The organism is Exiguobacterium mexicanum (genome assembly GCF_005960665.1).
GTDB lineage: Bacteria > Bacillota > Bacilli > Exiguobacteriales > Exiguobacteriaceae > Exiguobacterium > Exiguobacterium mexicanum_A.
Map to the genome: position 1 here is coordinate 1,111,178 of NZ_CP040676.1, position 23,633 is coordinate 1,134,810.

26 protein-coding genes are annotated in these 23,633 nt (G+C 54.0%); 18 read left to right on the forward strand and 8 right to left on the reverse strand.

Going from position 1 to position 23,633, the window contains the following annotated elements:
- The first annotated feature begins 29 nt into the window (after nucleotides 1-29).
- The gene (locus FED52_RS06125; protein WP_034777906.1) at nucleotides 30-1,415 is read left to right on the forward strand and encodes an MATE family efflux transporter; all 1,386 of its coding nucleotides are present in this window, start codon (nucleotides 30-32) and stop codon (nucleotides 1,413-1,415) included.
- Here the strand turns inward: FED52_RS06125 and FED52_RS06130 are convergent.
- Complete coding sequence (locus FED52_RS06130; protein ID WP_138859304.1) at nucleotides 1,410-2,279, reverse strand: DMT family transporter; 870 nt, start codon at nucleotides 2,277-2,279, stop codon at nucleotides 1,410-1,412. The two genes, FED52_RS06125 and FED52_RS06130, sit on opposite strands and share 6 nt — an antisense overlap.
- A gap of 126 nt (nucleotides 2,280-2,405) precedes the next feature.
- Between FED52_RS06130 and FED52_RS06135 the strand changes: the two genes are divergently transcribed.
- Nucleotides 2,406-4,532: a DNA topoisomerase III gene (locus FED52_RS06135; RefSeq protein WP_138859305.1), complete on the forward strand. Its 2,127-nt coding sequence runs from the start codon at nucleotides 2,406-2,408 to the stop codon at nucleotides 4,530-4,532.
- Nucleotides 4,533-4,562: 30 nt separating this feature from the next.
- Here the strand turns inward: FED52_RS06135 and ytzI are convergent, their stop codons facing one another.
- Complete coding sequence (ytzI, locus tag FED52_RS06140; protein WP_131436521.1) at nucleotides 4,563-4,730, reverse strand: YtzI protein; 168 nt, start codon at nucleotides 4,728-4,730, stop codon at nucleotides 4,563-4,565.
- A gap of 161 nt (nucleotides 4,731-4,891) precedes the next feature.
- On the opposite strand from ytzI, the gene FED52_RS06145 reads away from it, so the two are divergent.
- Entirely contained in the window at nucleotides 4,892-6,004 is a 1,113-nt protein-coding gene (locus FED52_RS06145; RefSeq protein ID WP_138859306.1) for a PP2C family protein-serine/threonine phosphatase, read from the forward strand.
- Nucleotides 6,005-6,045: 41 nt separating this feature from the next.
- On the opposite strand, the gene FED52_RS06150 is transcribed toward FED52_RS06145, so the two are convergent.
- Complete coding sequence (locus FED52_RS06150) at nucleotides 6,046-6,981, reverse strand: magnesium transporter CorA family protein (protein ID WP_034777898.1); 936 nt, start codon at nucleotides 6,979-6,981, stop codon at nucleotides 6,046-6,048.
- 141 nt (nucleotides 6,982-7,122) lie between these two features.
- Between FED52_RS06150 and FED52_RS06155 the strand changes: the two genes are divergently transcribed.
- Entirely contained in the window at nucleotides 7,123-7,500 is a 378-nt protein-coding gene (locus FED52_RS06155; RefSeq protein WP_138859307.1) for an Hpt domain-containing protein, read from the forward strand.
- Between the two features lie 43 nt (nucleotides 7,501-7,543).
- Here the strand turns inward: FED52_RS06155 and FED52_RS06160 are convergent, their stop codons facing one another.
- Nucleotides 7,544-8,419, reverse strand: coding sequence for a chemotaxis protein CheV (locus FED52_RS06160; protein WP_034777893.1), 876 nt, complete (start codon nucleotides 8,417-8,419; stop codon nucleotides 7,544-7,546).
- A gap of 227 nt (nucleotides 8,420-8,646) precedes the next feature.
- Between FED52_RS06160 and FED52_RS06165 the strand changes: the two genes are divergently transcribed.
- From FED52_RS06165 to FED52_RS06205, 9 genes are all read left to right on the forward strand, one after another.
- Entirely contained in the window at nucleotides 8,647-10,083 is a 1,437-nt protein-coding gene (locus FED52_RS06165; RefSeq protein ID WP_138860294.1) for an NADP-dependent glyceraldehyde-3-phosphate dehydrogenase, read from the forward strand.
- Nucleotides 10,084-10,184: 101 nt separating this feature from the next.
- Nucleotides 10,185-11,162, forward strand: coding sequence for an MBL fold metallo-hydrolase (locus tag FED52_RS06170; protein WP_138859308.1), 978 nt, complete (start codon nucleotides 10,185-10,187; stop codon nucleotides 11,160-11,162).
- Nucleotides 11,159-11,905, forward strand: coding sequence for an SDR family NAD(P)-dependent oxidoreductase (locus tag FED52_RS06175; protein WP_138859309.1), 747 nt, complete (start codon nucleotides 11,159-11,161; stop codon nucleotides 11,903-11,905). Before FED52_RS06170 ends, FED52_RS06175 begins: the two co-directional genes overlap by 4 nt.
- Nucleotides 11,906-11,939: 34 nt before the next feature.
- Nucleotides 11,940-13,109, forward strand: a complete 1,170-nt coding sequence (locus FED52_RS06180; protein ID WP_138859310.1) for an ABC transporter substrate-binding protein — start codon at nucleotides 11,940-11,942, stop codon at nucleotides 13,107-13,109.
- Nucleotides 13,096-13,869 carry an ABC transporter permease subunit gene (locus FED52_RS06185; protein WP_138859311.1) on the forward strand — a complete coding sequence of 258 codons (774 nt, stop codon included), beginning with the start codon at nucleotides 13,096-13,098 and terminating at the stop codon, nucleotides 13,867-13,869. Before FED52_RS06180 ends, FED52_RS06185 begins: the two co-directional genes overlap by 14 nt.
- On the forward strand, nucleotides 13,866-14,567 hold the full coding sequence (locus FED52_RS06190) for an ABC transporter permease (protein ID WP_138859312.1): 702 nt from the start codon (nucleotides 13,866-13,868) through the stop codon (nucleotides 14,565-14,567). Before FED52_RS06185 ends, FED52_RS06190 begins: the two co-directional genes overlap by 4 nt.
- A complete protein-coding gene (locus tag FED52_RS06195; RefSeq protein ID WP_138859313.1) occupies nucleotides 14,564-15,451 on the forward strand; it encodes an ABC transporter ATP-binding protein in 888 nt (295 codons plus the stop codon). The genes FED52_RS06190 and FED52_RS06195 overlap by 4 nt, the downstream gene beginning before the upstream one ends.
- The gene (locus FED52_RS06200; protein WP_138859314.1) at nucleotides 15,451-16,032 is read left to right on the forward strand and encodes a CDP-alcohol phosphatidyltransferase family protein; all 582 of its coding nucleotides are present in this window, start codon (nucleotides 15,451-15,453) and stop codon (nucleotides 16,030-16,032) included. Before FED52_RS06195 ends, FED52_RS06200 begins: the two co-directional genes overlap by 1 nt.
- The gene (locus FED52_RS06205; protein WP_138859315.1) at nucleotides 16,029-16,961 is read left to right on the forward strand and encodes an NAD(P)/FAD-dependent oxidoreductase; all 933 of its coding nucleotides are present in this window, start codon (nucleotides 16,029-16,031) and stop codon (nucleotides 16,959-16,961) included. Before FED52_RS06200 ends, FED52_RS06205 begins: the two co-directional genes overlap by 4 nt.
- Before the next feature lie 35 nt (nucleotides 16,962-16,996).
- On the opposite strand, the gene FED52_RS06210 is transcribed toward FED52_RS06205, so the two are convergent.
- Nucleotides 16,997-17,311: a thioredoxin family protein gene (locus FED52_RS06210; protein WP_138859316.1), complete on the reverse strand. Its 315-nt coding sequence runs from the start codon at nucleotides 17,309-17,311 to the stop codon at nucleotides 16,997-16,999.
- A gap of 127 nt (nucleotides 17,312-17,438) precedes the next feature.
- Here FED52_RS06210 and FED52_RS06215 point away from each other — a divergent pair, with 127 nt between their 5' ends.
- Entirely contained in the window at nucleotides 17,439-17,978 is a 540-nt protein-coding gene (locus FED52_RS06215; RefSeq protein WP_034777872.1) for a PadR family transcriptional regulator, read from the forward strand.
- 3 nt (nucleotides 17,979-17,981) lie between these two features.
- Here the strand turns inward: FED52_RS06215 and FED52_RS06220 are convergent, their stop codons facing one another.
- Nucleotides 17,982-18,812: an aldo/keto reductase gene (locus FED52_RS06220; RefSeq protein ID WP_240731321.1), complete on the reverse strand. Its 831-nt coding sequence runs from the start codon at nucleotides 18,810-18,812 to the stop codon at nucleotides 17,982-17,984.
- A gap of 76 nt (nucleotides 18,813-18,888) precedes the next feature.
- On the opposite strand from FED52_RS06220, the gene FED52_RS06225 reads away from it, so the two are divergent.
- Both FED52_RS06225 and FED52_RS06230 read left to right on the forward strand, forming a co-directional pair.
- Nucleotides 18,889-19,419, forward strand: coding sequence for an NUDIX domain-containing protein (locus FED52_RS06225; protein WP_138859318.1), 531 nt, complete (start codon nucleotides 18,889-18,891; stop codon nucleotides 19,417-19,419).
- A gap of 112 nt (nucleotides 19,420-19,531) precedes the next feature.
- Nucleotides 19,532-20,011 carry a ferric iron uptake transcriptional regulator gene (locus FED52_RS06230; RefSeq protein ID WP_024371580.1) on the forward strand — a complete coding sequence of 160 codons (480 nt, stop codon included), beginning with the start codon at nucleotides 19,532-19,534 and terminating at the stop codon, nucleotides 20,009-20,011.
- 46 nt (nucleotides 20,012-20,057) lie between these two features.
- On the opposite strand, the gene FED52_RS06235 is transcribed toward FED52_RS06230, so the two are convergent.
- Nucleotides 20,058-20,894: a Cof-type HAD-IIB family hydrolase gene (locus FED52_RS06235; protein WP_138859319.1), complete on the reverse strand. Its 837-nt coding sequence runs from the start codon at nucleotides 20,892-20,894 to the stop codon at nucleotides 20,058-20,060.
- 12 nt (nucleotides 20,895-20,906) lie between these two features.
- Entirely contained in the window at nucleotides 20,907-21,287 is a 381-nt protein-coding gene (locus FED52_RS06240; RefSeq protein ID WP_138859320.1) for a VOC family protein, read from the reverse strand.
- Between the two features lie 262 nt (nucleotides 21,288-21,549).
- Between FED52_RS06240 and xerD the strand changes: the two genes are divergently transcribed.
- Complete coding sequence (gene xerD, locus FED52_RS06245; RefSeq protein ID WP_114166052.1) at nucleotides 21,550-22,434, forward strand: site-specific tyrosine recombinase XerD; 885 nt, start codon at nucleotides 21,550-21,552, stop codon at nucleotides 22,432-22,434.
- A 23-nt stretch (nucleotides 22,435-22,457) separates the two neighbouring features.
- Entirely contained in the window at nucleotides 22,458-23,624 is a 1,167-nt protein-coding gene (deoB, locus tag FED52_RS06250) for a phosphopentomutase (protein ID WP_131471227.1), read from the forward strand.
- Nucleotides 23,625-23,633 lie beyond the last annotated feature (9 nt).

The window sequence follows — 23,633 nt, forward strand, 5'->3', positions numbered from 1 at the left end:
TTAACATAGACGAAAAAGGGGATGGAAGCATGAATCAAAATACGGAGCAGCTCCGGACCGACCCGATCGGACGCCTGCTATTCAAGCTGTCGCTACCTGCGATGATCGGCATGCTGGTGACGGCGCTCTACAATATCATCGATACGATCTTCGTCGCCCGCGGCATCGGGGCGACCGCCGTGGCCGCCATCGGGATCGCTTTCCCGATCCAGATGATTCTCATGGCCGTCTCGAGCGCGGTCGGGTTGGGCGGCGCCTCGATCAGTTCACGGAAACTAGGTAAAGGGGATGATGCCGGTGCCGCCGTCACGTTCTTGAACGTCCTCGTCCTCGTCGGGGTGTTTGCGGCCTTCGCAGTCAGTTCCGCCTTTTTCATGTTAGATGACATTTTGACAGTGTTCGGAGCGACGTCGGCCATCATGGAACTGAGCCGTCAATACTTATCTGTCGTGCTGATCAGCTCGCCGTTCTTCATGTTCACACTCGCGGCGAGCGCGATGGTACGGGCTGAAGGGCAAGCGCCCTATCAGATGAAAGTGATGCTCACGACCGTCGTCGTCAATTTGGTGACGACACCGCTATTCATCTTCACGTTCGACTGGGGCATTTACGGTGCGGCCTGGTCGACTGCGCTCGCCCAAGTCGTCGGATCGGTCCTCATGCTTCGGTTCTTCTTCGCGAAAAAAAATCGCCGGACCGAGCTCGACTTCCAATGGCGGAAGTTTCGACTACGGTTCGGCGAATTAAAAGAGATTATGGCGATTGGGTCGTCCTCATTCATCATGATGGTGTCGCAATCGATTCTATTCGTCGGCGTCAACGTCATGCTCGGAACGTATGGTGGCACCGAGGAGCTCGCCATCTTTGCGATCATCAATAAATTCATGGCGCTCGTCGGGATGCCGATCATGGGCATCGTTCAAGGCATGCAGCCGATCGTCGGGTACAATTTCGGGGCCAGACAATTCGACCGGATGCGCGAGACGATCTGGACGGCGTTGCGGGTCGGGATTGCCATCGCGGTCATCATCTGGCTGACGCTCCAGTTGATTCCGGAACAGCTCATGCGGATGTTCACGACCGACGCGAACTTGATTGCCGGCGGGGTGACGGCCATCCATGTGTTGTTCGCCGTCTCGTTTCTCCCGAGCGTGCAAATGCTCATCAACGGCATTTATCAATCGCTCGGAAAGGCCCGTGTCGCGATGTTCTTGTCACTGTCGCGCCAAACGCTCTATACGATTCCGCTCGTCTTCATCTTGCCGAACTTCTTCGGCGTGTTCGGGGTGTGGCTCGCGTTTCCAATCGCCGATGCCATGACCTTCTTGACGGCGGTCGGTATGGCGGTGTGGGACCGCAAGTTATTGTTCCGCCCGTCTGAGGAAGAAGTCGAAGCGAAAGCGACCAACTTATAAAGCGACGTCCGTTCTGGTGGAACGGGCGTCTTCTTTTAGGAACAAATAGATTCCGCCGAGCAGGACGGCCGCGCCGATCCATTGCATTACGCCGAGACGTTCGTCGAAGAAGACGAACCCGAACAGCATGCCCCACAGTGCCTCGCCAAGGATGGTGATGCTGACGACGGTGGCACTGACCCGGGCGAGCGCATAGTTGAACAAGTTATGCCCTAAAATCGTCGGGAAGAAGGCGAGGGCGAGGAAATACCACCAGTTGACCGATTCGAACGCGGTGAACGTCGTCCCCCGCACGAGGAGCATGAAGCAGAGGACGACCGTCGCGACGAGATAGACGCTGAACGAGTAAGTATTCGTGTTCATCTCGGTCCGGACGTGTTGACCGACGAGCCAATAGCCGGCGATAAGAAGGGCGGCGATTAAGGCGAGCAGGTCCCCGAAGAGCGCTTCGCGTCCAAGTTGGATGTCACCCGCCGCGACAAGCATGCCCCCAAGGACGGCGATGAGTGCAAAGGCTAAACCTTTTCGGGTCGGATTCTTTTTAAAAATCAAGGCGTTCCCGATTAAAACGAAAATCGGACTCGACGTCACGAATAACGTTGAACTCGCGACGGTCGTATAATCGAGCGATAAAAACCAGAGCCAAAAGTGGAACGCCAACAACGTCCCGCTGAGCAACAAGGCATATCTCGTCATGAGACGCGTCCCGATGAGTGACTTGAAGTCGACAAACGGCAACAACATCAGACACGTGATCAGCATTCGGTAAAACGCGGCCGTCTCGGCCGGTGCGGACGTCCATTTGACGAATAATACGCTCGTCGACAAGAAAAATACAGCGGCGAATAAAATGAGATAAGACAATCGACATCCCCCTTTATGTTGTACATACTCTTCTAATGATATTATAGAATAGATAAGAAAATACATTCTTTCTCGAAAGTGTCGTTCCGACGAGATATTTCGGATGACTTTGAAAGTAGGGATCCTATGAGACTAATCATCGCGGAGAAACCGTCGCAGGCTCAAAAACTGGCTGCGCCGTATCCATCAAAAAAGAAAAAAGACGAGATTGAGATTGCTTCTTGCGCCCGTTTCCCGGAAGGTGCCATCGTCGTGTGGGCGGTCGGTCACTTATGCGAGCTTCAAGAACCGTCCCACTATAAACCGGAATGGAAGTCGTGGAAATATGAGTCGCTCCCGATTGTGCCGGACCGATTCGACTATCGCATCTCGAAAGGTAAATCGAAACCGTTCCAGACGATCAAAAAATGGCTGCACGATCGCTCCATCACCGATATCATCATCGCGTCCGATGCCGAGCGAGAAGGAGAAGCGATTGTCCGGCTCATTTTACGACTCGCTGGCAATAAAAAACCGTTGTCACGCCTTTGGATCTCAAGTTTGACCGAACAGGCGGTCGACCGTGGTTTCGCCGAACTGTTGCCCGGCGACCAGACCGTCCCTTATTATCATGAGGCGATGAGTCGTGCTTGTGCCGACTGGCTCGTCGGTATGAACGCCTCAAGGGCATATACGACGCTGTTGAAGACGATCGGTATCGAGGACGTGTTCTCGCTCGGTCGTGTCCAGACGCCGACGCTCGCTTTGATCGTCAATCGTGAACGTGAGATTAAACAGTTCGTCCCAGAGCCGTATTTCGAGGTCGAGGCGACACTTCAAAAAGGACGTGGCACGTTCAAAGCGAAATACACGCTCGGGAAGACGACGAAACTGAAGACACGCGAACAAGCCGATGCGGTCGTCAACCGGGCGACCGGGACAGCGATTGTCCGTTCGATTGACAAAGAGGACAAGACGGAATACCCGCCGTTTTGGTTCAGTTTATCGGGTTTGCAGGCCGAGGCCGGCAAGCGGTTCGGCTTTGGGGCGAAGAAGACGCTCGATATCGCTCAAAAGTTGTATACAAAAGGGTGGATCAGTTATCCACGAACCGACTCGAGCTTCGTCACACCGGACGAAGCGACACTGTTCCCGCAGACGAAAGCCCGGCTGTTGAAGTCCGCGGCCTATGCCGGACTTCAGGACGTGTTGACCGAGAATCCGTCGCGAAACAGTCGCTACGTCAATGCGAAAAAGGTCAGTGATCACTATGCGATCATCCCGACGGAGGCGTGTGGCGATGTGGCTCGGCTCAGCGGGGACGAGGCAAAACTATACGATTTGATTAACCGTCGCTTTCTTGCGGCGTTCGCCCCTCCGGCGAAGCTTGAGAAGACGACGGTCGACCTCATGGACGGGGACGACCTATACCGGGCGAAAGGGACGGTCGTCGTCAGCCCCGGGTACCGGCAAGTCGTCGAGATGAAGTCCAAGGACGTGGAGCTCCCGGCACTTACGGTCGGTGAACCGTTGACCGAAAAAAAAGTCGAAGTATTATCGAAACAGACGGAGCCACCGAAACGGTATACGGAAGGGGCACTGATCATGGCGATGAAAGTGGCCGGCAAGCAACTCGATGATGAGGAACTGATTCACATCATGAAAGAAGTCGAAGGGCTCGGCACCGAGGCCACGCGGGCCAATATTATCGACGGATTGAAAAAACGGGGTTATGTCGACCTGCAAAAGAAAGAGCTCGTCCCGACCGACAAGGGCCGTCTCTTGATCGATGTGCTCGGCGACAGCATCCTCGCCTCGCCGGCCATGACAGCGAAGTGGGAGAAGCGGCTCCATGAGATTGGACAGGCATCGGCATCCGCCGCCGAGTTTATCGAACAGGCGAAAAAGATGTCGATTCATCTCGTCGAAGAGGCGAAAGCGCGTGTCGAGTCGGCAAACCCGGAAGGCTACACGATCGAAGCAAGACGTTTCGGGAAAAAATCTGCGGCACGGCCAAAAGCGTCGTTCGGCATCTGTCCGAGCTGCGGCAAAGGGCTCGTCGAGCATCCGAAGTTTATCGGCTGCAGCGGTTATCGCGAAGGGTGCAAGTTCACGATGTCGAAACAAGTGCTCGGCGTCGGGATTGCCAAGGATGAGCTGAAACAGATGATCAACGGCGGCCAGTCGAACGTGCATACGTTCAAAAAAGGGGACAAGACGTTCGACGCTGCGCTCTATCTTGAAAAAGGGGCGCTCCGATTCGAATTTAAATAAAAAATAAGAGCCATCCGTCGTGGATAGCTCTTATTTTTTCTGCTGCTCATCTTCGGTGATGCGGCGGTTAATCTCCTCGTAATCGAGCACGATGTCGTCTTTGTTGTCCTTGTAGGCGTATCCTTTTTGAATGACGACGATCGAGGCAATCAAGACGAGCAAGATAATCAAACCGCTCACTGCAAAAATCCATCCCATGGGCCATTCCTCGCTTTCGTACTTCTAGTATGCCAAAAACGAAAGAGATTCTCCATCTTTCGGGTACTTCGAACTGTCACAGCATTGAAATACCTAATGAGGCGATTAGATATGATACAATAATATGCAGAAGAACACTGACAGAGAAAGTAGGGATGACTATGGCGATTTTGATTGTGGACGACGAACCGGTCAATACGATGGTTCTCGAACAATTATTGCATCAACATGATTATGAGACGATTTCGGTCTCAAGTGGTGAAGATGCGCTCGCGCTCCTGATGGATCCGCAAGCCCCGTCGCTATACGACCTTGTCCTGCTTGATGTCGAGATGCCAGGGATTTCTGGGATTGAGACATGCAAACGGATTCGACAGATGACCGGTTACGAGGAATTGCCCGTGATCATGGTCTCGGGCCGCACCGAAGAAAAGCAGATTGCGGAAGGACTTGACGCTGAGGCGTCCGATTATACGACGAAACCGATTAAAATCACGGAACTGCTCGCACGGATCCGTTCGGCACTTCGCTATAAAGCAGCCGTGGATGAACGGAAGAAATATGAGGCACGTCTTCAATATGACCTCGATCTCGCGCAAAAGATTCAACAGAGTGCCTTGACCCCACCGATCAGTAACGATGAGATTGACGTCCGGGCCTTGTATTTGCCGTCTAAAAAACTGGCCGGTGACATGTATGCCTGGTTCCAAGTCGCACCTGATCGCTACGGCGTCATCATCTTTGATGTGATGGGGCATGGCGTGTCGTCGGCGTTGATTACGATGGGCATTCGTTCGATTTTACCGGGCCTCGTCGGCAACGTCCAATATCCGGTCGATGTGATGAGCGAGTTGAACCGCCAGATGACGTTCTTGTTCTCGGGAGAGGACATGCAGAGCTACTTCACGGCCGTATACTGCTATATCGATACGACGAAGCGTCAAATCGAGTACGTCAACGCCGGACATCCGCCAATCATCGTGACGTCTGATACAGGCGTCACGCGCCTCGAGACGACCGGAGTGCCGGTCGGTATGTTCGAGGAGCCGAACTATGAGTCAAACGTGATTGACATCGAGCCGGGTATGACGATGCATATGTATACGGATGGGCTGATGGAATGTTACAGCAAAGACATCGATGACGGCATCCGTTGGCTCGAGAAGGACATCGCGTCCTACGGGCTCGACTACGCACGCCATGTCGCCGAACAGCTCGTCCCTAAAATCGAGATCGACGATGACCTTTGTCTCGTCACGGTCAAATTGATGTAAATAAGAGGGTGTCACCGTAGCCGGCGACACCCTCCTTTTCTTTAGAAATAACGCTTACGCCACAAAATATAAAAGGCGAGGCTTGAGAAGCCGACCATCATCGCGAGCGCGAACACGAAACCGATCGATTGGCCTTCCCATGGGACTTGAACGTTCATCCCGAATATCCCAGAGATCATCGTCGGGATGCTCAGCACGATTGTGATCGAGGCCAAGAACTTCATGACGAAGTTGACGTTGTTCGAGATGATCGAACCGAAGGCGTCCATTTTAATGCTGATGATGTCGTTATAGATCGACGCCATCTCCATCGCCTGGCGGTGCTCGACGAACACGTCTTCGAGCAATTCCTCGTCTTCCTCGTGCTTCTCGAGGCTCGGTGTCTTGACGATGCGGTCGAGGACGCTGTCGTTCGCTTTAAGTGAGGTCATGAAATAGACGAGCGACTTCTGTAAGTTCATCAATTGAAAGATTTCCTGATTTCGCATCGAACGTTGCAACTCTTGCTCGAGCTCGTCCATGCGCCGGTCGATTTGGCGAAGGAAACGCAAGTACGTCATGCTGACTCGGTGCAAAATCTGGAAGACGAACCGGCTCCGATAGTTCGTTCGGAACAGCCGGGCTTTTCCGTTGGCGAACAGGTTGAGCACGTCGAGGTCTCGTGAGCAGACGGTGATGAAATGTCGGCCGGTGACGATGATACCGAGGGGAATCGTGTTGTAGGCGCGTCCCGTATCATCCTCTTCCACGTACGGGACGTCGATGATCATGAGGAGCCCCTCATCATCTTTTTCAAATCGTGGTTTTTCTTCAATATCAAGCGGGTCGTAGACGAAGTCTTCAGGAATGCCGGAGGCGGCGATGACTTGATCAGCCTCGTCTTTCGTCGGATTGACGAGTTGGATCCAGCTTCCTTTATCAAAGTCGTCGATTTCGTCGACACGCCCAGATGCGTCGGTACGGTAAATCGTTAGCATAATGTTCCTCCTACCTTAGCTCAACCTAATTATAGGTAGGGGATTGAGAGAGTGCAATCGGAAAAGGAGGAGTTTTTTTGTTTTTTCTCGAAAACATGCTACAGTGGGAAAGAATGGTAGTAGGATTGAGTCAAAGGAGGGATGGAGTTGTCACAAACGCCCCATAATGCTCTGTTTAACGAAGAAAAGTTGGCGGAGCTCCATCAAATCGCCAGCGGAAATAAAGAATTTTTGAAAAAGATTGCCGATACGTACGTGCGTCAATTCGAGGCGAAGTTCCCTGAATTGAAGCAGATGGTGCGTGAACAAAATCACGAACAAATCGAACAACTTGCTCACTTGTTGAAAGGGGCCTCTTATTCTGTCGGGCTCGATGAGACGGCCGCTCGATTCCATCAGCTCGAAATGGCTGGGGAGACGAACGAGACGTCGAACCTCGAACCGATTCTCGATGAGATTGAAGCCGATATGCATCGCTTCGATCAAGAATGGGACACCCACTTGAACGAGTTGCCATAGGAAAAACGGGATTCCGCCGCGAGGCGAAATCCCGTTTTTCAAATCAGGCTAAAAATTCGTCGAGTGTGGCGATCAACATGCCGATCTCTGGTTTTGTAATCTGGGCGTTCGCCCCGACCGCGTCGCCTTTATGCTTCAAATCATCCGAGATGAGTGAAGAGAAGATGACGATTGGCAGGTCGGCAAATTGGTCCATCTCACGGAGTCGTTTCGTCAAATGCAAGCCGTCCATTTGCGGCATCTCGATGTCGGTGATGAGCAGGTCGCAATGAACGTCGCTCTGTTCGAACGCATCGAGCGCTTCCTTTCCGTTGTTGAAGATCGTCGTGTTGAAGTAGCCGGCATCGTCGAGCGTGTCGATGATGAGCGTCCGTAACATCTCTGAATCTTCCGCGATCCACACTTGTTTGTTCGACCGTTCCCGGGCACCGAGCCGTTTGACCGATTCGCGGGCCATGATATCCTTTCGTGACAATTCGAGCGCAATCCGCTCGTAATCGAGAAGGATAATCATCTGGTCTCCCGTTTTGACGACCCCGTTCGTGATGCCTTGCATGCCGCGCGCGAGATCGGACGGCGTGTCAATCTGTTCCCATGAGATTCGTTTAATTTCGGTCACTTGATCGACGCGGAGCACCGACTTCTCTCCGTTGAACTCACAGACGATCAAGCGGTCGTTCTCTCCAACGTCACGCGGGTGACCGATGACCATTGGTAAATCGATGACGGTCATGACCTCGCCGCGAAGCTCGATGAGCCCCATGATCGCTTCCGGGGTACCCGGTAGCGGGGTGAGGGGAAGCATCGTGATGATTTCACGTACTTTCATGACGTTGATCCCGAAAATGAACGGGCCAGATTGGAAAATGACGATTTCTAATTCGTTCGTGCCTGCCTCAAGTAAAATATTATGATCCATGCTCACTGGTGGTCCCTCCTAGTTCACGTACTCTCTTCCTTTCTATCGGTCGATTTGATGAACATCTACAGTTGAAAGTGTCAAAGTCGAGGCGGAATTGACAAAAAATTTACGAGTAACCGTTTACATTACATAAACTGAATCTTTATAGTTGTTCTACCGATTTGATTTTGCATACAATGGGGGTGGCAACGAGATATCAAAGCTTACTCAGGAGGCAGATAGAGATTATGAGTATGAACACGTATCCATATTTAATTAATGGACAATGGCAGGAATCAACAACGAACGAAACAATCGAACTCGTTTCACCTTATACAGAAGAAGTCGTCGGACATGTCCAGGCGATGTCTCGTGATGAAGTCGATGAGGCAATTCACGGCGCGAAAAGCGCACAACAGGAATGGGCGGCGCTTCCGGTCAACAAGCGTGCCGAACTGTTGTATGCTTGGGCGGACAAACTCGAAGAGCGCGTAGATGAGATCGGTCAAATCATCATGCGCGAAGTCGGGAAAAACTTGAGCGATGCGAAGAAAGAAGTCGTCCGGACAGCAGAAATCATTCGCTATACGGCGGAAGAAGGACTTCGCTTCACAGGCGGATTCATGCAAGGCGACTCATTCCCGGGCGGTTCGAAGAACAAGATGGCGATCATCAAGAAAGAAGCACTCGGTGTCGTCCTCGCGATCTCGCCGTTCAACTATCCGGTCAACTTGGCAGCAGCCAAAATCGCACCGGCTCTTATCACTGGTAACGCGGTCGTGTTTAAACCAGCGACACAAGGCGCTATCAGCGGTGTGAAAATGGTCGAGGCGCTTCAAGATGCAGGTCTCCCGAGCGGTCTATTGAACCTCGTAACAGGACGCGGATCGGTCATCGGTGACTACTTGACGTCACACCCTGGCATCGACATGATCACATTCACAGGTGGTACCGGGACAGGTCAACACTTGTCGCAACAGGCATCGATGGTACCTGTCGTGCTCGAACTCGGCGGGAAAGATCCGGCCCTCGTCCTCGAAGATGCGGACCTCACCCTGGCTGCCGATCAAATCATCAGCGGGGCGTTCTCGTATTCAGGACAACGCTGTACGGCGATCAAGCGCGTATTCGTGCTCGAGCATCAAGCAGACGAACTCGTCGGTATGTTGAAAGAACGTGTCGAGAAGCTCACGGTCGGCTCACCGGTCGATAACAGCTTTATCGTCCCACTCATCGACAAGAAGTCGGCAGATTACGTCCAAGGTTTGATTGACGACGCCGTCAACAAACAAGCGACGGTCGTCCACGGAAACGAACGCGACGGCAACCTCCTTCATCCGACGCTCCTCGACCATGTCACGCGTGAGATGCGCGTCGCTTGGGAAGAGCCGTTCGGACCGGTGTTGCCGGTCATCCGCGTCAAGTCGCTCGACGAGATGATTGAACTCACGAACGAGTCTGAGTTCGGTCTTCAAGCGAGCGTGTTCACACAAAACGTGAACAACGCCTTCACGGTCGCCGACAAGCTCGAAGTCGGTACAGTCCAAGTGAACGGTCGCACAGAACGCGGCCCTGACCACTTCCCGTTCATCGGCGTGAAGCAATCAGGCCTCGGGGTCCAAGGGATTGGACGCAGCCTCGAGACGATGACACGCGATAAAGTTACCGTCATCAACTTATAAGTGATTGGAGAGGAGAAATCCTCTCCTTTTTTTGTGTGATTGAAATCCATTCTGATCGACAGGTATAATGAGTGAAGATAGGTGGAAGGGGTTGTGGGGACGTGGCGAACTGGATTTCAAGCCAACTGGCAAGACTCGATATACCGACGCCGTTCGAGGTCGGCAACGTGAACGTCTATGTCGTCGAACATATGAACCGTTTCTTCATGGTCGATTGTGGACCAGACACGGAAGAGGCGTGGACTTCATTGACGACACAATTGGCCGAGCTCGAACTGAATCTCGCGGATATTGATTTTTTATTTTTGACGCACCATCATGCCGACCATGCAGGGCAGGCCTGGCGTTTACGTGACGCCTCGATTCCTGTATATGGACACGAGAAGCTCGTTCGCTATTTGGAACAGACACCGAACTTCATCAAACGGGGCAACCAGTTCTTACACGACTTGGCGCACTGGTTTGGTACACCCGAGTCGATTGTGAACAAACTGCCTGATTATCGGGAAGCGCTTCGTTGGATCGGTCCGACGACCGTCACGATGACGTTCGAGGACGGTCAGGATGTGACGAGTGACGGGGCATGGAAGACGATCCATCTGCCTGGTCATGCGAGTGACCAGCTCGGTCTGCTTGGTCCAGGCGGTGTCTTGATCGCGGGTGATCATTTGATCGATACGGTTGAACCGAACCCGCTCATTGAACAACCGTACGAGGAAGAAGGGTTTGCCTCACCGGTCGTCCTGTATCTCGATTCGCTCCGAAAACTTCAAGATGTCGATTTAAAGCTCGTCGTGAGCGGGCACGGGGAACCGATTCAAAAACCGCGACCGTTGATCGAGGCGCGCATCGCCCAGCGTTATGAACGGAGTGAGTTGCTGCTCGCCGATTGGGTCGACGGGTTGAGCGTGTTCGATTGGTCGATGCGCCTCTATGGCCGCAAGATGCGTCGGGCGATGCCGCTCGTCTTCAGTGAGGTGTTCGCGCGCTTGACGTTGCTCGAGGAACGTGGCCGCGTCGTCAAACGGTTGAAGGACGGAAAATGGATCTATATGAGAGCGGAGGAATTTGTGGAATGAGACATATTGTGATCACGGGTGCGTCGAGCGGCTTTGGGGCCGCGCTGGCGCATTCTTTTTATGAGGCGGGTGCCCGCTTGACATTGATTGCACGAAGTGAGGACCGATTGCGTGAACTCGGCACGAAACTATCGGCCGATTGGCTCGTCGCCGACGTCTGTACCGAATACGAGACGCTCGTGGCAAACGTCGAACGAACATACGGGCCAATCGACGTCTGGGTGAACAATTCCGGTATCGGTGAGTTCGACCGGGTCGTCGATCAATCGACCGACGTCATCGAGGAGACGATGCGCTTGAACGCGATCGCCCCGATGATGCTCGCACGTGACTGTGCCCGGTCGATGCGCCGCGGCAGCACGATCATCAACGTCTGCTCGCAAGCGGCGAAAGTACCGACGCCGAAGTCGGCCGTCTATGCCGGTTCAAAGGCGGCGTTACTTCAGTTCTCAAACGCGCTTCGGTTGGAACTGAAGCCGGAAGGGATTCATGTGTTGACGGTCAATCCGGGTCCGATCGCTACACCGTTCTTTCTCCGGGCCGACAAGAGTGGACGTTACGAGGCGAGCGTGAAATCGATTATGCTCGACCCCGATCGTCTCGCAAAACGCGTCGTCGCTGCATGTGAGGCGACAAAACGTGAAGTGAACGCCCCATGGTGGATGAATCTTGGCGCAAAACTGTACGCAATGTGCCCGGTCATGTTCGAGCGGCTCGCAAAACGGGGATTTGACAGAAAGTAAATGGGTCAACACAGAGAAAAAAGGGGGAGACACGATGCGCCGATTGAAACAATGTGGCTTGATGCTGTCACTCGTCTTCCTCGCTGCCTGCGGGACGACGCGCGCCGAAATCGCACCGACGTTCGAACAGGCGGCTGAAGAAGCGAAACAGTCGACGGTCAATTTCTATATGTGGGGAGGCGATGACGGCATCAATCGCTATATCGATGAATATGTCGCGCCCCGTCTGAAAGAGACGTATGACGTGGAATTGAACCGCGTCCCGATGGACACGGCCGAATTCGTGCGCCAATTGTCGCTCGACAAACGGGCGAACCGAGAAGAAGGCACCATCGATCTGATGTGGATCAATGGGGACAATTTCCGTAACGCCGCCGAGGCGGAGTTGCTCCAAGGCGACCTGCTCGACAAAATCCCGAACGCTGCGCTGTTGAACGAAGAAGCCCAGGCAACTGATGCGGGCACCCCGACCGACGGGCTCGAGGTCGCCTGGGGGAACGTCCAGTTCGTCATGCACTATGACGCGGACAAAGTGAAAAATCCGCCGACGACGTTCGACGAATTACATCGTTGGACCGAAGAAAATCCGGGCCGTTTCACGTATCCTGAAGTGACAGACTTCACAGGGAACGCGTTCGTCCGCCATCTGCTCTACGCCGAGTATGGGGCTGCGGGCGGTGACGGTGAGATTCCAGACGCGTTCTGGGAGAAGCTTGCGACGTGGTCGCCGACCCTATGGAAACAAGGGTCAACATATCCGAAGTCAATCGCCCAACTCGACCAGTTGTACGCCGCGGGTGACGTTTGGATGACGATGGGCTTCAATGAGCGGCGCGCCGAGGCGGAACGCAATGACGGCGTGTTTCCGAACGGGACACGGGCGCTCGTGCTCGAACATTCAATCGCCTCGACACACTTTCTCGCCGTACCGTTCAACGCGACCAATCCTAACGGTGCGCTCGTGGTCATCAATGAGTTACTGTCACCGGAAGCCCAGCTCGCCAAACAAGATGCGACATACTGGGGGGACGGGACATCGCTTGATTTGACGAAACTCGATGCGTCCGACCGTGACGCCTTCTTGAAGCTTGATGACGGGGTCACTTATCCTGATCCGGAACGTCTCGCCGAACGATCGATTCCCGACTATGGGCCGGCCGTGATTGACGCAATTCGCGAGGAGTGGGAACGTGTCGCGCAGTAGTCTATGGATCAGTCTGTTCGTTCTGGCCTTGCCGTTCACCGGTGTCGCCTTCTTGATCTACGAGACCGTCGGCTTCGACTGGTCTGAGTTGAACGATGAGGCCTGGCGCGCCAGTCTCGCCGTGACGCTGTATGTGACACTCGTCTCGACGGCCATGTCCCTTGTCATCGGGACATGGCTCGCCCGGTCGGTGTACCGACGCCGGTCGACATGGCTCGCGTCGCTACTCAGATGGCCGATGTTCGTCCCGCACGTCGCGGCCGCGTATTTATTTTATGTCTTGTTCTCGAGTGGCTTCCCGTTCTATGGGGTGGTGGAGGCGAACGAACGTCACCACCTCGTCGTCATTTTGACGTACGTTTGGAAAGAGGTGCCGTTCGTGTTTTTGATGGTAATCGGGACGTATGCCCAACTGAATCGGGGTTACGTCGACATGGCGAAGACGCTTCAACTGACGCCGTTCGAACAATTTAAAGTGGCCGAATGGCCGTTCCTCGTCAAACCGCTCCTCGACTCGTTTTGGGTGCTCGTCGCGTTCATTTCGTTCGCTTATGAAGTTCCGGCCTTATTGGGGGTCACATTCCCCAAACTGCTCGGGGTGCTCGCGTATGAACGGTTGACGACCGGGCTGTTTTTAAATGCATTCGAGTCGTATGCGGTCGCGCTCGCTTGGACATTTTTCATCTTCAGCGGCGTCATCGCATCCTACGCTTTGACGGCTAAGCGGAGACGCCGAATCGAACGGGGGGTGAGACGATGAGTCGACTTTTCGTCGCTTGTTTCGTCGTCTTTCCATTCGTCGGGTTGTTTTTGACGTTCCCGACGTCGCTCACGTGGGACGAGGCGATTTTGAACACGGTCGTCTACGTGGTCGCCGTGGCGCTCATCAACGTTTGGCTCGGCATCGGGACGGCCTGGTGGCTCTTGTTCACCGAGTCGAAATGGAAGGCGTGGGTCGAATGGCTCACGTTTCTGCCATTGTTTATCCCCGTCTTGGCGAGCATGTTCGGCATGTATATCGCCCTCGCCCAAGTCGGACTCATCGGGACGTACACGGGGGTCGGGCTCGTCCTACTCGTCACGACGTTGCCGTATTCGATTCGATTGGCATACAACGCCATGTACGTGATCGGGAGACCGCTCCTCGAACAGTCACTGACGCTCGCGCCGCTCACCCGGATCGGGTTCGTCCTATTCCCGCTCATGAAAGAGTCGGTCCGGACGATCGTCTTGTTCTCGACCGTCATCGTGTTGAGTCAATTCGTGCTCGTCCAATTGATCGGGGCCGGACTCGTCCCGACGGTCACAACGCGACTGTATCAGGCCTACGCAGGCAATGACGTCTCATTGTCGTTACAAAATACATGGGTGCTCGTCTCGTTGCCGGCCTTATTTTATATCGGGCTCGGTGCGATGTTTGGCATCTGGATTAGATTGGTGAAGGGGCGTTTGCAATGAGCTTGGTATTGTCAGGAATACGAAAACGTTTTAAAGACCGCGATGTGTTGTGCGGCATCGATCTCACTATCCCGAACGGAGAAATCCATGCCCTCGTGGGTGTGAGCGGTTCCGGGAAGTCGACACTGCTCCGCATCGTCGCCGGACTTGAGACACTTGATGCCGGGTCGGTGACGTGGGAGGAGATACCGCTCGATGGGGTACCGCCTCACTTGCGCCGGATTACGATGTTGTCCCAATCCCCGCTCTTGTTTCCGCATCTGACAGTCGGCGAGAACGTGACGCTCGCCACGCCGAACCGGTCACGGGAAGAAGCGGAAGCGTGGCTCACCCGGGTCAAGCTTCCTGGCCGCTACGACGCTGAAATTCATGAATTGTCTGGAGGGGAACAGCAACGCGCGAGCTTCGCCCGGGCGCTCGCTGCCGCGCCTCGACTCATTCTGCTCGATGAGCCGTTCACGAACCTCGACCCCGGTCTCAAATCCGAGTTGCAACGACTGATTCGTGACCTCGTCCGTGAACTCGAGTTGACGGCGCTCCTTGTGACCCACGACCGGGAAGAAGCGATGCTCGTCGCCGACCGGGTGACATTACTCGAGACGGGTCGGGTTCTGGTGACCGGTACGCCGGGACGTTTATCCGAGACGGAGTCGACGTTCGGTGACTTTGTCGAAGTGAGCGGTACGCTGCTTCCGTCGACCGATATCGACGTGTCGACAGAGGCGACGTCCGATTCGATCGTGCTCGTCCGGACGTTCATTCGCTTCGGGCATCATTTCGGCGAGTACCGGCGCCCGACCGGGGAATATGTCATCTTACCGCGGAGCGAATCGTTCAAAGTCGGAGAGACGTATTATTTGCGACAGAAACAAGGAGGAATTTGATGTTAGACACATACGGTAGCCGCTTCGTCCGTCCCGTCATCGAGCGCGGGGCCGATCGGCTTTTGAAATGGAACTTTACCCCGAACGAGGTGACGATCCTCGGAGGCATCATCGGTGTCTCGGTCGGTCTGTTCATTTATAACGATATGTTGTGGACGGCCGTGTTGCTGTTATGGGTGTCGGGTCTCTTCGACGTCCTCGATGGGACGATGGCCCGGCGCTCCCAAAAGACGGGGTTCGGCACGGTGCTCGACCTCGTCTTCGACCGTATCGTCGAGATTGCCGTCGTCATCGCGCTCGCTCTACGACATCCTGAACATATGCCGATCTTCCTGCTCTTGCTCGGGTCGTTCGTCGTGGCGATGACGTTATTCCTCGCCGTCGGGGCGAGCAGCTCACGCCGTTCAGAGAAATCATTTTATTATCAGCCTGGTATTTTGGAGCGGACGGAATGTTTCATCTTGTTCACGCTCATGATTCTTTTCCCGACATGGATCGGCGTCATCGCGACGATTTTCCTCGTGCTTGAAGTGTTCACGATCCTCCAACGTTTGTTTGAAGCAAGGCGGATTCTAAGATGAAGCCGCGCCTTGTCTTGGTCGGGCTCGGTCATGGGCAGCTCGAGATTCTCGAACATCTCGATGCGCTTAACGAAAACTACGAAGTGTCGTATATCGGTGGACGAGAGGCGATTTATACGGGTGCGTTTCCTCAAGTGATCGCTGGCGAGATGGAATCGGCGACGACGCGGTTGCGTCGTGACGTCTCTCCCGTCGCCGAGCGCCTGATCGGTCTCGATCCGGATGCGCGCCTCGTCGAAACCGATCGCGGCCACGTCGCATATGACATCCTCGTGCTCGCGACCGGTGCGAAGAGTCGTGGGATCGGGAACCGGTTAAAACCGATGACGACAAACATGCTGGACGAGATTTTACAGAGTGATGCAATCACGATCGTCGGCGGGGGCAAAGCCGGAGTCGAACTCGCCTTCGCTTGCCTCAGACAGAAGCAACGCGTGACGCTCTATGCTCGTGACATCTTACCCGAACTTCCCCGTCATGTCGGGCGACAGATGGCGCGACGTCTCGTCCGCAGCGGCGTGATGCTCATTCTGACGTCGTTCCAACCAGGGACTCAGACAGAGGGACTCGTCTTAGACGCGACCGGTGTCGTTCCTGATGAGTTTTGGTCTGAGGCTGGACTTGCGGACGATGGGGCGTTCATCGACACGGAAGACGATTTGCGACACCCGGTCTACCGCGAGATTTATATCACCGGGGATATGGCGGCCCGATTGAACGGTGGTGTCGATGCCGTCCGTTCGGGTCGGCATGTCGCCCGTCAACTGCTCGGTACGCCACGCCGGTTCAAATCGCGGACGTCGCTCAATATTTTGTTGACGACCCCAGGACGGGCACTCTTGACGTTCGGGAAGCTGACATGGCACGGTCGTCTGCCGTTTTGGCTAAAGCGGCGCATCGACCGGCGTTATCTCGAGCGCTTCAAGTGAACAAAAAAAGACGACCACGACGGCCGTCTTTTTGTTTACGCGTTCAACGTATCGAGGAACGAGCGGATTTGCATCTCCGTCTTGGCGTTCGCCGAGTGGAGGTGTTCTTGTTTGACGCCTTCTTGATAGAAAAGAAGTGAGGGGATGCCTCGGACTTCTTGCGCGTCCGACAGTTCAGGCAACTCGTCGCGGTCGACGACGTACCAGTTGAACTGCGGATAATCTTTGACTAGTTCGTCGACGTACATATCAAGACGACGGCAGTCGGGACACCATGATGTCGTAAAGATGACCATACCTTTATTTTGGATGGCCTCTTGGAATTGTTGATCAGATTGGATCGGTTTCATAAAAATCTCTCCCTTCACATATATTGTCTGTGTATTCGTAACGGGCGTCAACCGATTGGCATTCTCGGTCGTATCGCAATATGTGATACACTTATAAAAATAGAACCGCAAGGGATAGGTGATGGTTATGGCGTTACGTCATGCACTACTCGGGTTATTGACCCATCAACCCGCTACCGGCTATGCCTTGAACGCGACGTTCAAAGCACAAATGATTCATTTTTGGCACGCCCATCATACACAGATTTATCGCGAACTGTTAAAGATGGAAGACGAATCACTCGTCTCCTCTGAGCACGTCGCTCAACATGACTTACCGGATAAAAAGATTTATTCAATCACCGAGGCGGGACGTCAAGAGCTAATCGACTGGCTCCGGCAACCGACCTCGTACCAACCGAAGATGAAAGATGAGAACTTGCTACGGGTCAGCCTCCTGCAACTACTCCCGCTCGACGAGGCGATCCGTTACGTCGAGGAGACGAAAGCGCATCATGAACAAGTCGCTCATCAGATTCGGGCGTTTCAAGCGGCGCACCAGTCCGAGGCTGACACGCTCGGTTATTTACTGACGAGCGAGTACGCCATCCGGATGATGGAAAATTACGCCGGTTGGGCTGATTGGGCCATCGAACAGATGAAACAGCGAGACAAACATGCGACCTGACGTTCAGGTCGCATGTTTTGTGTAGGGTTGGACCGGCAGCCGGTTCAACAGATCGTCGAGTTTGTGCGAATCGACGGCGTATTGATGAGCGGCGATCAAGTCGTTCAATTGGTCGACCGAGGACGCGCCCGGTAGGACGACGGCACATGTCCGCTCCGCGGCTGCGAGGGCGTACGCTTGAATCGGTTCGGGAATCGTCGGCATCAAGTCGCGCAACTCCGCTTCAGTCCAAGATTCAAAGCCCTTCTCCGACAAGCGGGCAGACCATTCGTCGGTCAGTATGCCTTTGGCGAGCGGACCGCGCCCGACGATCGGGATGTCGAGTTCGAGCGTTTCGATGCGGCGGTCGAGCAGGGAGTACGGGGTCATCAAGACATCGAGCTCTCCGTGTTCGAGCCAGTAGCGGATGACGTTCGGGCGAATCGAGGACAGTCCGATTTGGCGGATGGCGCCAGCTTGTTTCTGTCGACGCATGAAATCGATTGTCGCGTCCAGGTCGTCTTCCATCGTGCCGCCATGAACGTAATATAAATCCAAGTAATCTGTCTGTAAGCGTTCGAGAGAATCGTGTAGGGCCTGTTCTAAATAGGAGGGGGCTGGATTCCAACGCATTCCGTCCCCTGTCCATTGATTCCCGCCTTTACTGGTCAAGAACAGTTCGTTCCGGCGACCGGCGAACGTCGAGCCGACGAGTTTTTCGACTTCGAAGTGGTCATAGACGTCGGCCGTATCAAAGTGGCGGATGCCAGCCGCATAGGCGGCCTCTAAAATCTGTCGCGCTTCCGCCTCGCCATGTTTCAAAATCGACATAGTTCCTAATCCTAACTCTGCCATTGATAATTCCTCCTTGTTCCGTCTGTCAATATGAATCATAATTACAGTATATAGGAAAAGGTGAGGGGTACATACAATGGAAGAGAAAACGATTGAACGGGAAGTCATTTACGAAGGAAAGATCTTTAACGTGGAGAAGCACGTCGTGTCACTCCCGAACGGAGGGACGTCGGTCCGCGAACTCGTCTATCACAACGGGGCCGTCGCCGTCCTCGTCGTCGATGAAGACGACCGCATCGTCCTCGTCGAGCAGTACCGGAAAGCGTTCGAATCGATGTCGCTCGAAATTCCGGCCGGAAAATTGGAAGTTGGTGAGGAACCGCTTGCGAGCGCGAAGCGCGAGCTCGAAGAAGAGACCGGTTATACGGCCGAGAATCTTGAAAAAATCTTCTCGTTTTACGGGGCACCCGGCTTTTGTAGCGAACGGGTCGACGTCTACGTCGCACGCGGCTTGACGGCCGGTGTGATGAACCTCGATGAAGATGAATTTTTACAAGTCCAACGCTTTACGTTCGACGAGGCGGTCGACTTGTTAGCGAGCGGACGAATCACCGACGCGAAGACGATCATGGCGATTCAATGGTGGCAATTATCTAAATTGAAATGATTCTAAACTAGAGTGACATATGTTACACTTACATAGGAATCATTTTAATTTGAAAAACCGAACGAACTTCGGTATGCTTTGAATAGTGAATTATGCAAAGAGGGGGCGCCTTATGGAAACGCGAATTGAACGGATCAAACAGCAATTGAGCGCCAAAGGATATAAATTGACACCGCAACGAGAATCGACGGTCCGCATCTTACTTGAGAATGAAACGGATCATTTGAGTGCGGAGAACGTCTTCATGCTCGTCAAAGGCATCGCTCCGGAAATCGGGCTCGCGACGGTTTACCGGACGCTCGAGCTTTTGACCGAGCTCGGTGTCGTCGACAAAGTCAACTTCGGTGACGGCGTTGCCCGTTTCGACCTCAGACCAGAAGGCGCGAACCATTCGCACCATCATCTCGTCTGTGTCGAGTGCGGTTCGGTCGAGGAGATCATGGAAGACTTGCTCGTCGACGTTGAGAAGAAAGTCGAAAGCAAATACGAATTTTTAATCAAAGACCATCGCTTGACGTTTCACGGCATCTGTAAAGTGTGCCAAGCTAAAGGCGTCACGCTTGAGGGTCATAAAGCAGTCATCAACGGATAAAGCAAGACAGGCAGCCTCTTAAAGGCTGCCTGTCTTTTGTATGTCGTCACATCGTCAAATAACGGGACAAGCCGGTGGCGATGCCATCGCGATTGTTCGACAGCGTGATTTCGTTCGCAATAGCCTTGATGTCTTCGACGGCGTTGTCCATCGCGACCCCGATGCCGGCATACTCGATGATGGAGCGGTCGTTATGGCCGTCCCCGAACGCGATGACGTGCTCGCGGTCAATCCCAATCTCCCGGAACACGTGATCGAGTGCCCGGGCCTTGTCGATTCCGAGATCCGTGAACTCATAGTACATGGCTGCCGTGAACATGCCCGTCACGCGGTCCGTGAACGGTCCGGCGAGCGAGGCGGCATGGGCCTGTAGATAGTCCGGCTGTCCGGCGACGAGGATTTTATAGATCGGGAAGGTGATGGCGTCGGCGAGTCGCGGCTCTTCCCGCAATTGGAATCGTCCGCCGCGCGACTCATACTCGATGATATTGAACGGCTTACCATTTAACTCGAGCATGCCGCTGAAGACGTCATTAACGTACATATACGTCTCGTCATTGATCATCGGGATGACGTCGAATCCGGTCAAATGATCCAAGATGGCAATCGCGTCGTCCTGATTGATGGCCTGTTCGAACAGCGTCTCGTTCGTTCTGGCATCGGTCACACATGCCCCGTTCGAGGAGACGATGAGTCCCCCATTTTTATGGAGCATGAGCTCTTCGGCGAAAGGGTCGATTCCTCGCTTCGGACGTCCGGAAGTGAGCACCACTTTGACGCCGTTCGCCTGCAAATCGAGAAGTATCTGTTTCGTGCGCGGCGAGATCATTTTTTGATCGTTCAACAACGTCCCGTCAAGGTCTAGTAGAATCGCTTGGATCATCGTCGCGTCTCCTTAAATCGTCAATTCGAGTTTGTTTTGTTCGGGGTCGAGCAGGACGCTCTCATAATAACCGTCCCCAGTCGTGCGTGGGCCATCGACGAGTGGGTAGCCGTCGGTCTCGAGTCGTCGCGTCAAGCTGTCGACCGCTTCTTTGCTGCCGAGTGCGAACGCGATATGCGCATAGCCGAGCGTCTCACGCGAAGCGTCTTCAATGTCCGGACGGCGCATCAACTCGAAGCGGCATGAACTGTTTGGGAACGTCAGAAAATAGGATTCGAACTGTTTGCGTTCGTTGATATACTTCTCGTTCGCGGTTGCCCCGAGATACGTCTCATAAAAACGGCGCATCTGTTCAAGCTCGTTCACCCAGAGGGCGACGTGTTCAATCTTCATGGAATACCCCCCTTGGAATTGTTGTCGTATGCTGGGTGGTCAGCTTCATGACCGCTGCCTGGAATTCGAGCATTCGTCGTGTGGAGTGTATCAAATCCGGACAGGCTTGGTAAACTCGACATGAGAAAAGCGGCGTGAAAACCTCACCAATTCCTGTCACAAAAAAGCTTTAAAAAAAATGAGGTCAGACGTCTTCACAACGGTTTACATAAGTGATATGATGTAAGCGTATTCAGGTGTAGCGAGGAAGGAGGGGGATGTCATGCGTTCGCAAGTCGAGTTATTTTTGCAGTATATGACGGTTGAGAAACGAATGTCCACGAACACGAGACAAGCCTATGCGAGCGATTTGACCCAGTACTTATCGACACTTACCCAACTCGGGGTGACAGAATGGAATGAAGTCACGCGGGCACACATCGTCAAACATATGGAAGAGTTATCGCAAGCCGGTCGGGCTGCTTCATCACTCCGACGGGCCGTCAGTTCGATTCGGACGTTCCATCATCATTTGAAGATGACAGGTGGTGCAACGACTGACCCGGCACTTTATTTGGAGACGCCGAAAGCGGAACGGCATCTGCCAGACACGTGGTCTCAAGATGAAGTTGAACGGTTGCTCGACAGTGTGCCGACGTCAGACCCGCTCGCGCTCCGCGATCGGGCCATGCTCGAACTGCTCTACGGAACGGGCATGCGCGTCAGCGAACTTCTTGGGCTTGATTTGGATGATTTACAGTTCGAATTGGGGTATCTACAGTGTGAAGGCAAAGGCGAGAGCGCCCGGATCATCCCGGTGTCGTCTGTCGCCCAAGGTTTTGTCGAACGCTATATCCAACAGGCCCGTAACGGGCTCGGCGGTCGGGAGACCGAGGCGTTGTTCTTGAACGGGCGCGGCGGAAGGCTCAGCCGTCAAGGGTTCTGGAAGATGATCAAACGACGGGCCAAAGAGGCCGGCATCCAAAAAGAGATCACGCCACACGTGCTCCGTCATTCGTTCGCGACACACTTGCTCGAGAACGGGGCCGATCTTCGGGCCATCCAACAGATGCTTGGGCATGCCGATCTCTCCACGACTCAAATCTACACACATGTCAATAAGGCACGACTCCACGATGTCTATCGAAAACATCATCCGCGTGCGTAAAGACACTAAAGGAGGAACTTTTTGTGAAGAAATTTAAACGTATTTTCTTGGTCGTCATGGACTCGGTCGGGATTGGGGAAGCCCCAGATGCCGACCAGTTCGGAGACGTCGGTTCAGACACGCTCGGGCATATCGCTCGTGAACACGGTGGGTTGAACATGCCGAACATGGGCCGCCTCGGGCTGTCGAACATCAAGCCGATTGACGGCATCGAAGTGTCGACGACACCGAGCGCCTACGGACGCATGGAAGAAATCTCGGCCGGGAAAGACACGATGACTGGCCACTGGGAGATCATGGGCCTTCATATCGATACGCCTTTCCGCGTGTTCGAAGAATTCCCGGACGATTTGATCGACCGGCTCAAAGAGTTCAGCGGCCGTGACATCATCGGCAACAAACCGGCATCAGGGACAGAGATCTTGGATGAGCTCGGCGAAGAGCATGTCAAAACAGGTGCCTTGATCGTCTATACATCAGCTGACTCGGTGCTCCAAATCGCGGCGCACGAAGAAGTCGTCCCGCTCGACGAGTTGTACCGCATCTGCGAATACGCCCGTGAAATCACGCGCGAAGACCCGTACATGCTCGGCCGCATCATCGCCCGACCGTTCCTCGGAACGCCTGGCGCGTGGGTCCGGACATCTAATCGTCACGACTATGCGCTCAAGCCGTTCGGCAAGACGGTCATGAACACGCTCGAGACGGCAGGGAAAGATGTGATCGCTCTCGGGAAAATCAGCGACATCTATGACGGCGAAGGTGTCACGAAAGCGATTCGGACAAAATCGAACATGGATGGCATGGACAAACTCGTCGAATCGCTCGATGAAGAGTTCGAAGGTCTCTGCTTCTTGAACCTCGTCGACTTCGATGCGCTCTTCGGTCACCGCCGTGACCCAGAAGGCTATGCGATCGCGCTTGAAGAGTATGACGCCCGTCTACCGGAAGTAATGGAGAAGTTGCGTGAAGACGACTTGCTCATCATTACGGCCGACCACGGGAACGACCCGACGGCACCGGGAACGGACCATACGCGTGAATATGTGCCGCTCATCGTCCATCATCACGGTTCGACAGCGGTCGACCTCGGCATCCGCGGAACGTTCGCCGATATCGGCGCCACAGTGGCCGATAACTTCGACGTCGATGCACCAGCACACGGAAAGAGTTTCTTAAACGAAATTTGAGGAGGCATT

Coding starts and splice junctions, on each gene's coding strand:
- FED52_RS06215 (WP_034777872.1), top strand. CDS start 17,439: ATGGCGTTACGTCATGCACTACTCGGGTTATTGACCCATCAACCCGCT.
- FED52_RS06195 (WP_138859313.1), top strand. CDS start 14,564: ATGAGCTTGGTATTGTCAGGAATACGAAAACGTTTTAAAGACCGCGAT.
- ytzI (WP_131436521.1), bottom strand. CDS start 4,730: ATGGGATGGATTTTTGCAGTGAGCGGTTTGATTATCTTGCTCGTCTTG.
- xerD (WP_114166052.1), top strand. CDS start 21,550: ATGCGTTCGCAAGTCGAGTTATTTTTGCAGTATATGACGGTTGAGAAA.
- FED52_RS06190 (WP_138859312.1), top strand. CDS start 13,866: ATGAGTCGACTTTTCGTCGCTTGTTTCGTCGTCTTTCCATTCGTCGGG.
- FED52_RS06230 (WP_024371580.1), top strand. CDS start 19,532: ATGGAAACGCGAATTGAACGGATCAAACAGCAATTGAGCGCCAAAGGA.
- FED52_RS06240 (WP_138859320.1), bottom strand. CDS start 21,287: ATGAAGATTGAACACGTCGCCCTCTGGGTGAACGAGCTTGAACAGATG.
- FED52_RS06155 (WP_138859307.1), top strand. CDS start 7,123: ATGGAGTTGTCACAAACGCCCCATAATGCTCTGTTTAACGAAGAAAAG.
- FED52_RS06200 (WP_138859314.1), top strand. CDS start 15,451: ATGTTAGACACATACGGTAGCCGCTTCGTCCGTCCCGTCATCGAGCGC.
- FED52_RS06180 (WP_138859310.1), top strand. CDS start 11,940: ATGCGCCGATTGAAACAATGTGGCTTGATGCTGTCACTCGTCTTCCTC.
- FED52_RS06210 (WP_138859316.1), bottom strand. CDS start 17,311: ATGAAACCGATCCAATCTGATCAACAATTCCAAGAGGCCATCCAAAAT.
- FED52_RS06225 (WP_138859318.1), top strand. CDS start 18,889: ATGGAAGAGAAAACGATTGAACGGGAAGTCATTTACGAAGGAAAGATC.
- FED52_RS06150 (WP_034777898.1), bottom strand. CDS start 6,981: ATGCTAACGATTTACCGTACCGACGCATCTGGGCGTGTCGACGAAATC.
- FED52_RS06145 (WP_138859306.1), top strand. CDS start 4,892: ATGGCGATTTTGATTGTGGACGACGAACCGGTCAATACGATGGTTCTC.
- FED52_RS06125 (WP_034777906.1), top strand. CDS start 30: ATGAATCAAAATACGGAGCAGCTCCGGACCGACCCGATCGGACGCCTG.
- FED52_RS06205 (WP_138859315.1), top strand. CDS start 16,029: ATGAAGCCGCGCCTTGTCTTGGTCGGGCTCGGTCATGGGCAGCTCGAG.
- FED52_RS06235 (WP_138859319.1), bottom strand. CDS start 20,894: ATGATCCAAGCGATTCTACTAGACCTTGACGGGACGTTGTTGAACGAT.
- FED52_RS06135 (WP_138859305.1), top strand. CDS start 2,406: ATGAGACTAATCATCGCGGAGAAACCGTCGCAGGCTCAAAAACTGGCT.
- FED52_RS06175 (WP_138859309.1), top strand. CDS start 11,159: ATGAGACATATTGTGATCACGGGTGCGTCGAGCGGCTTTGGGGCCGCG.
- FED52_RS06160 (WP_034777893.1), bottom strand. CDS start 8,419: ATGGATCATAATATTTTACTTGAGGCAGGCACGAACGAATTAGAAATC.
- FED52_RS06220 (WP_240731321.1), bottom strand. CDS start 18,812: ATGGCAGAGTTAGGATTAGGAACTATGTCGATTTTGAAACATGGCGAG.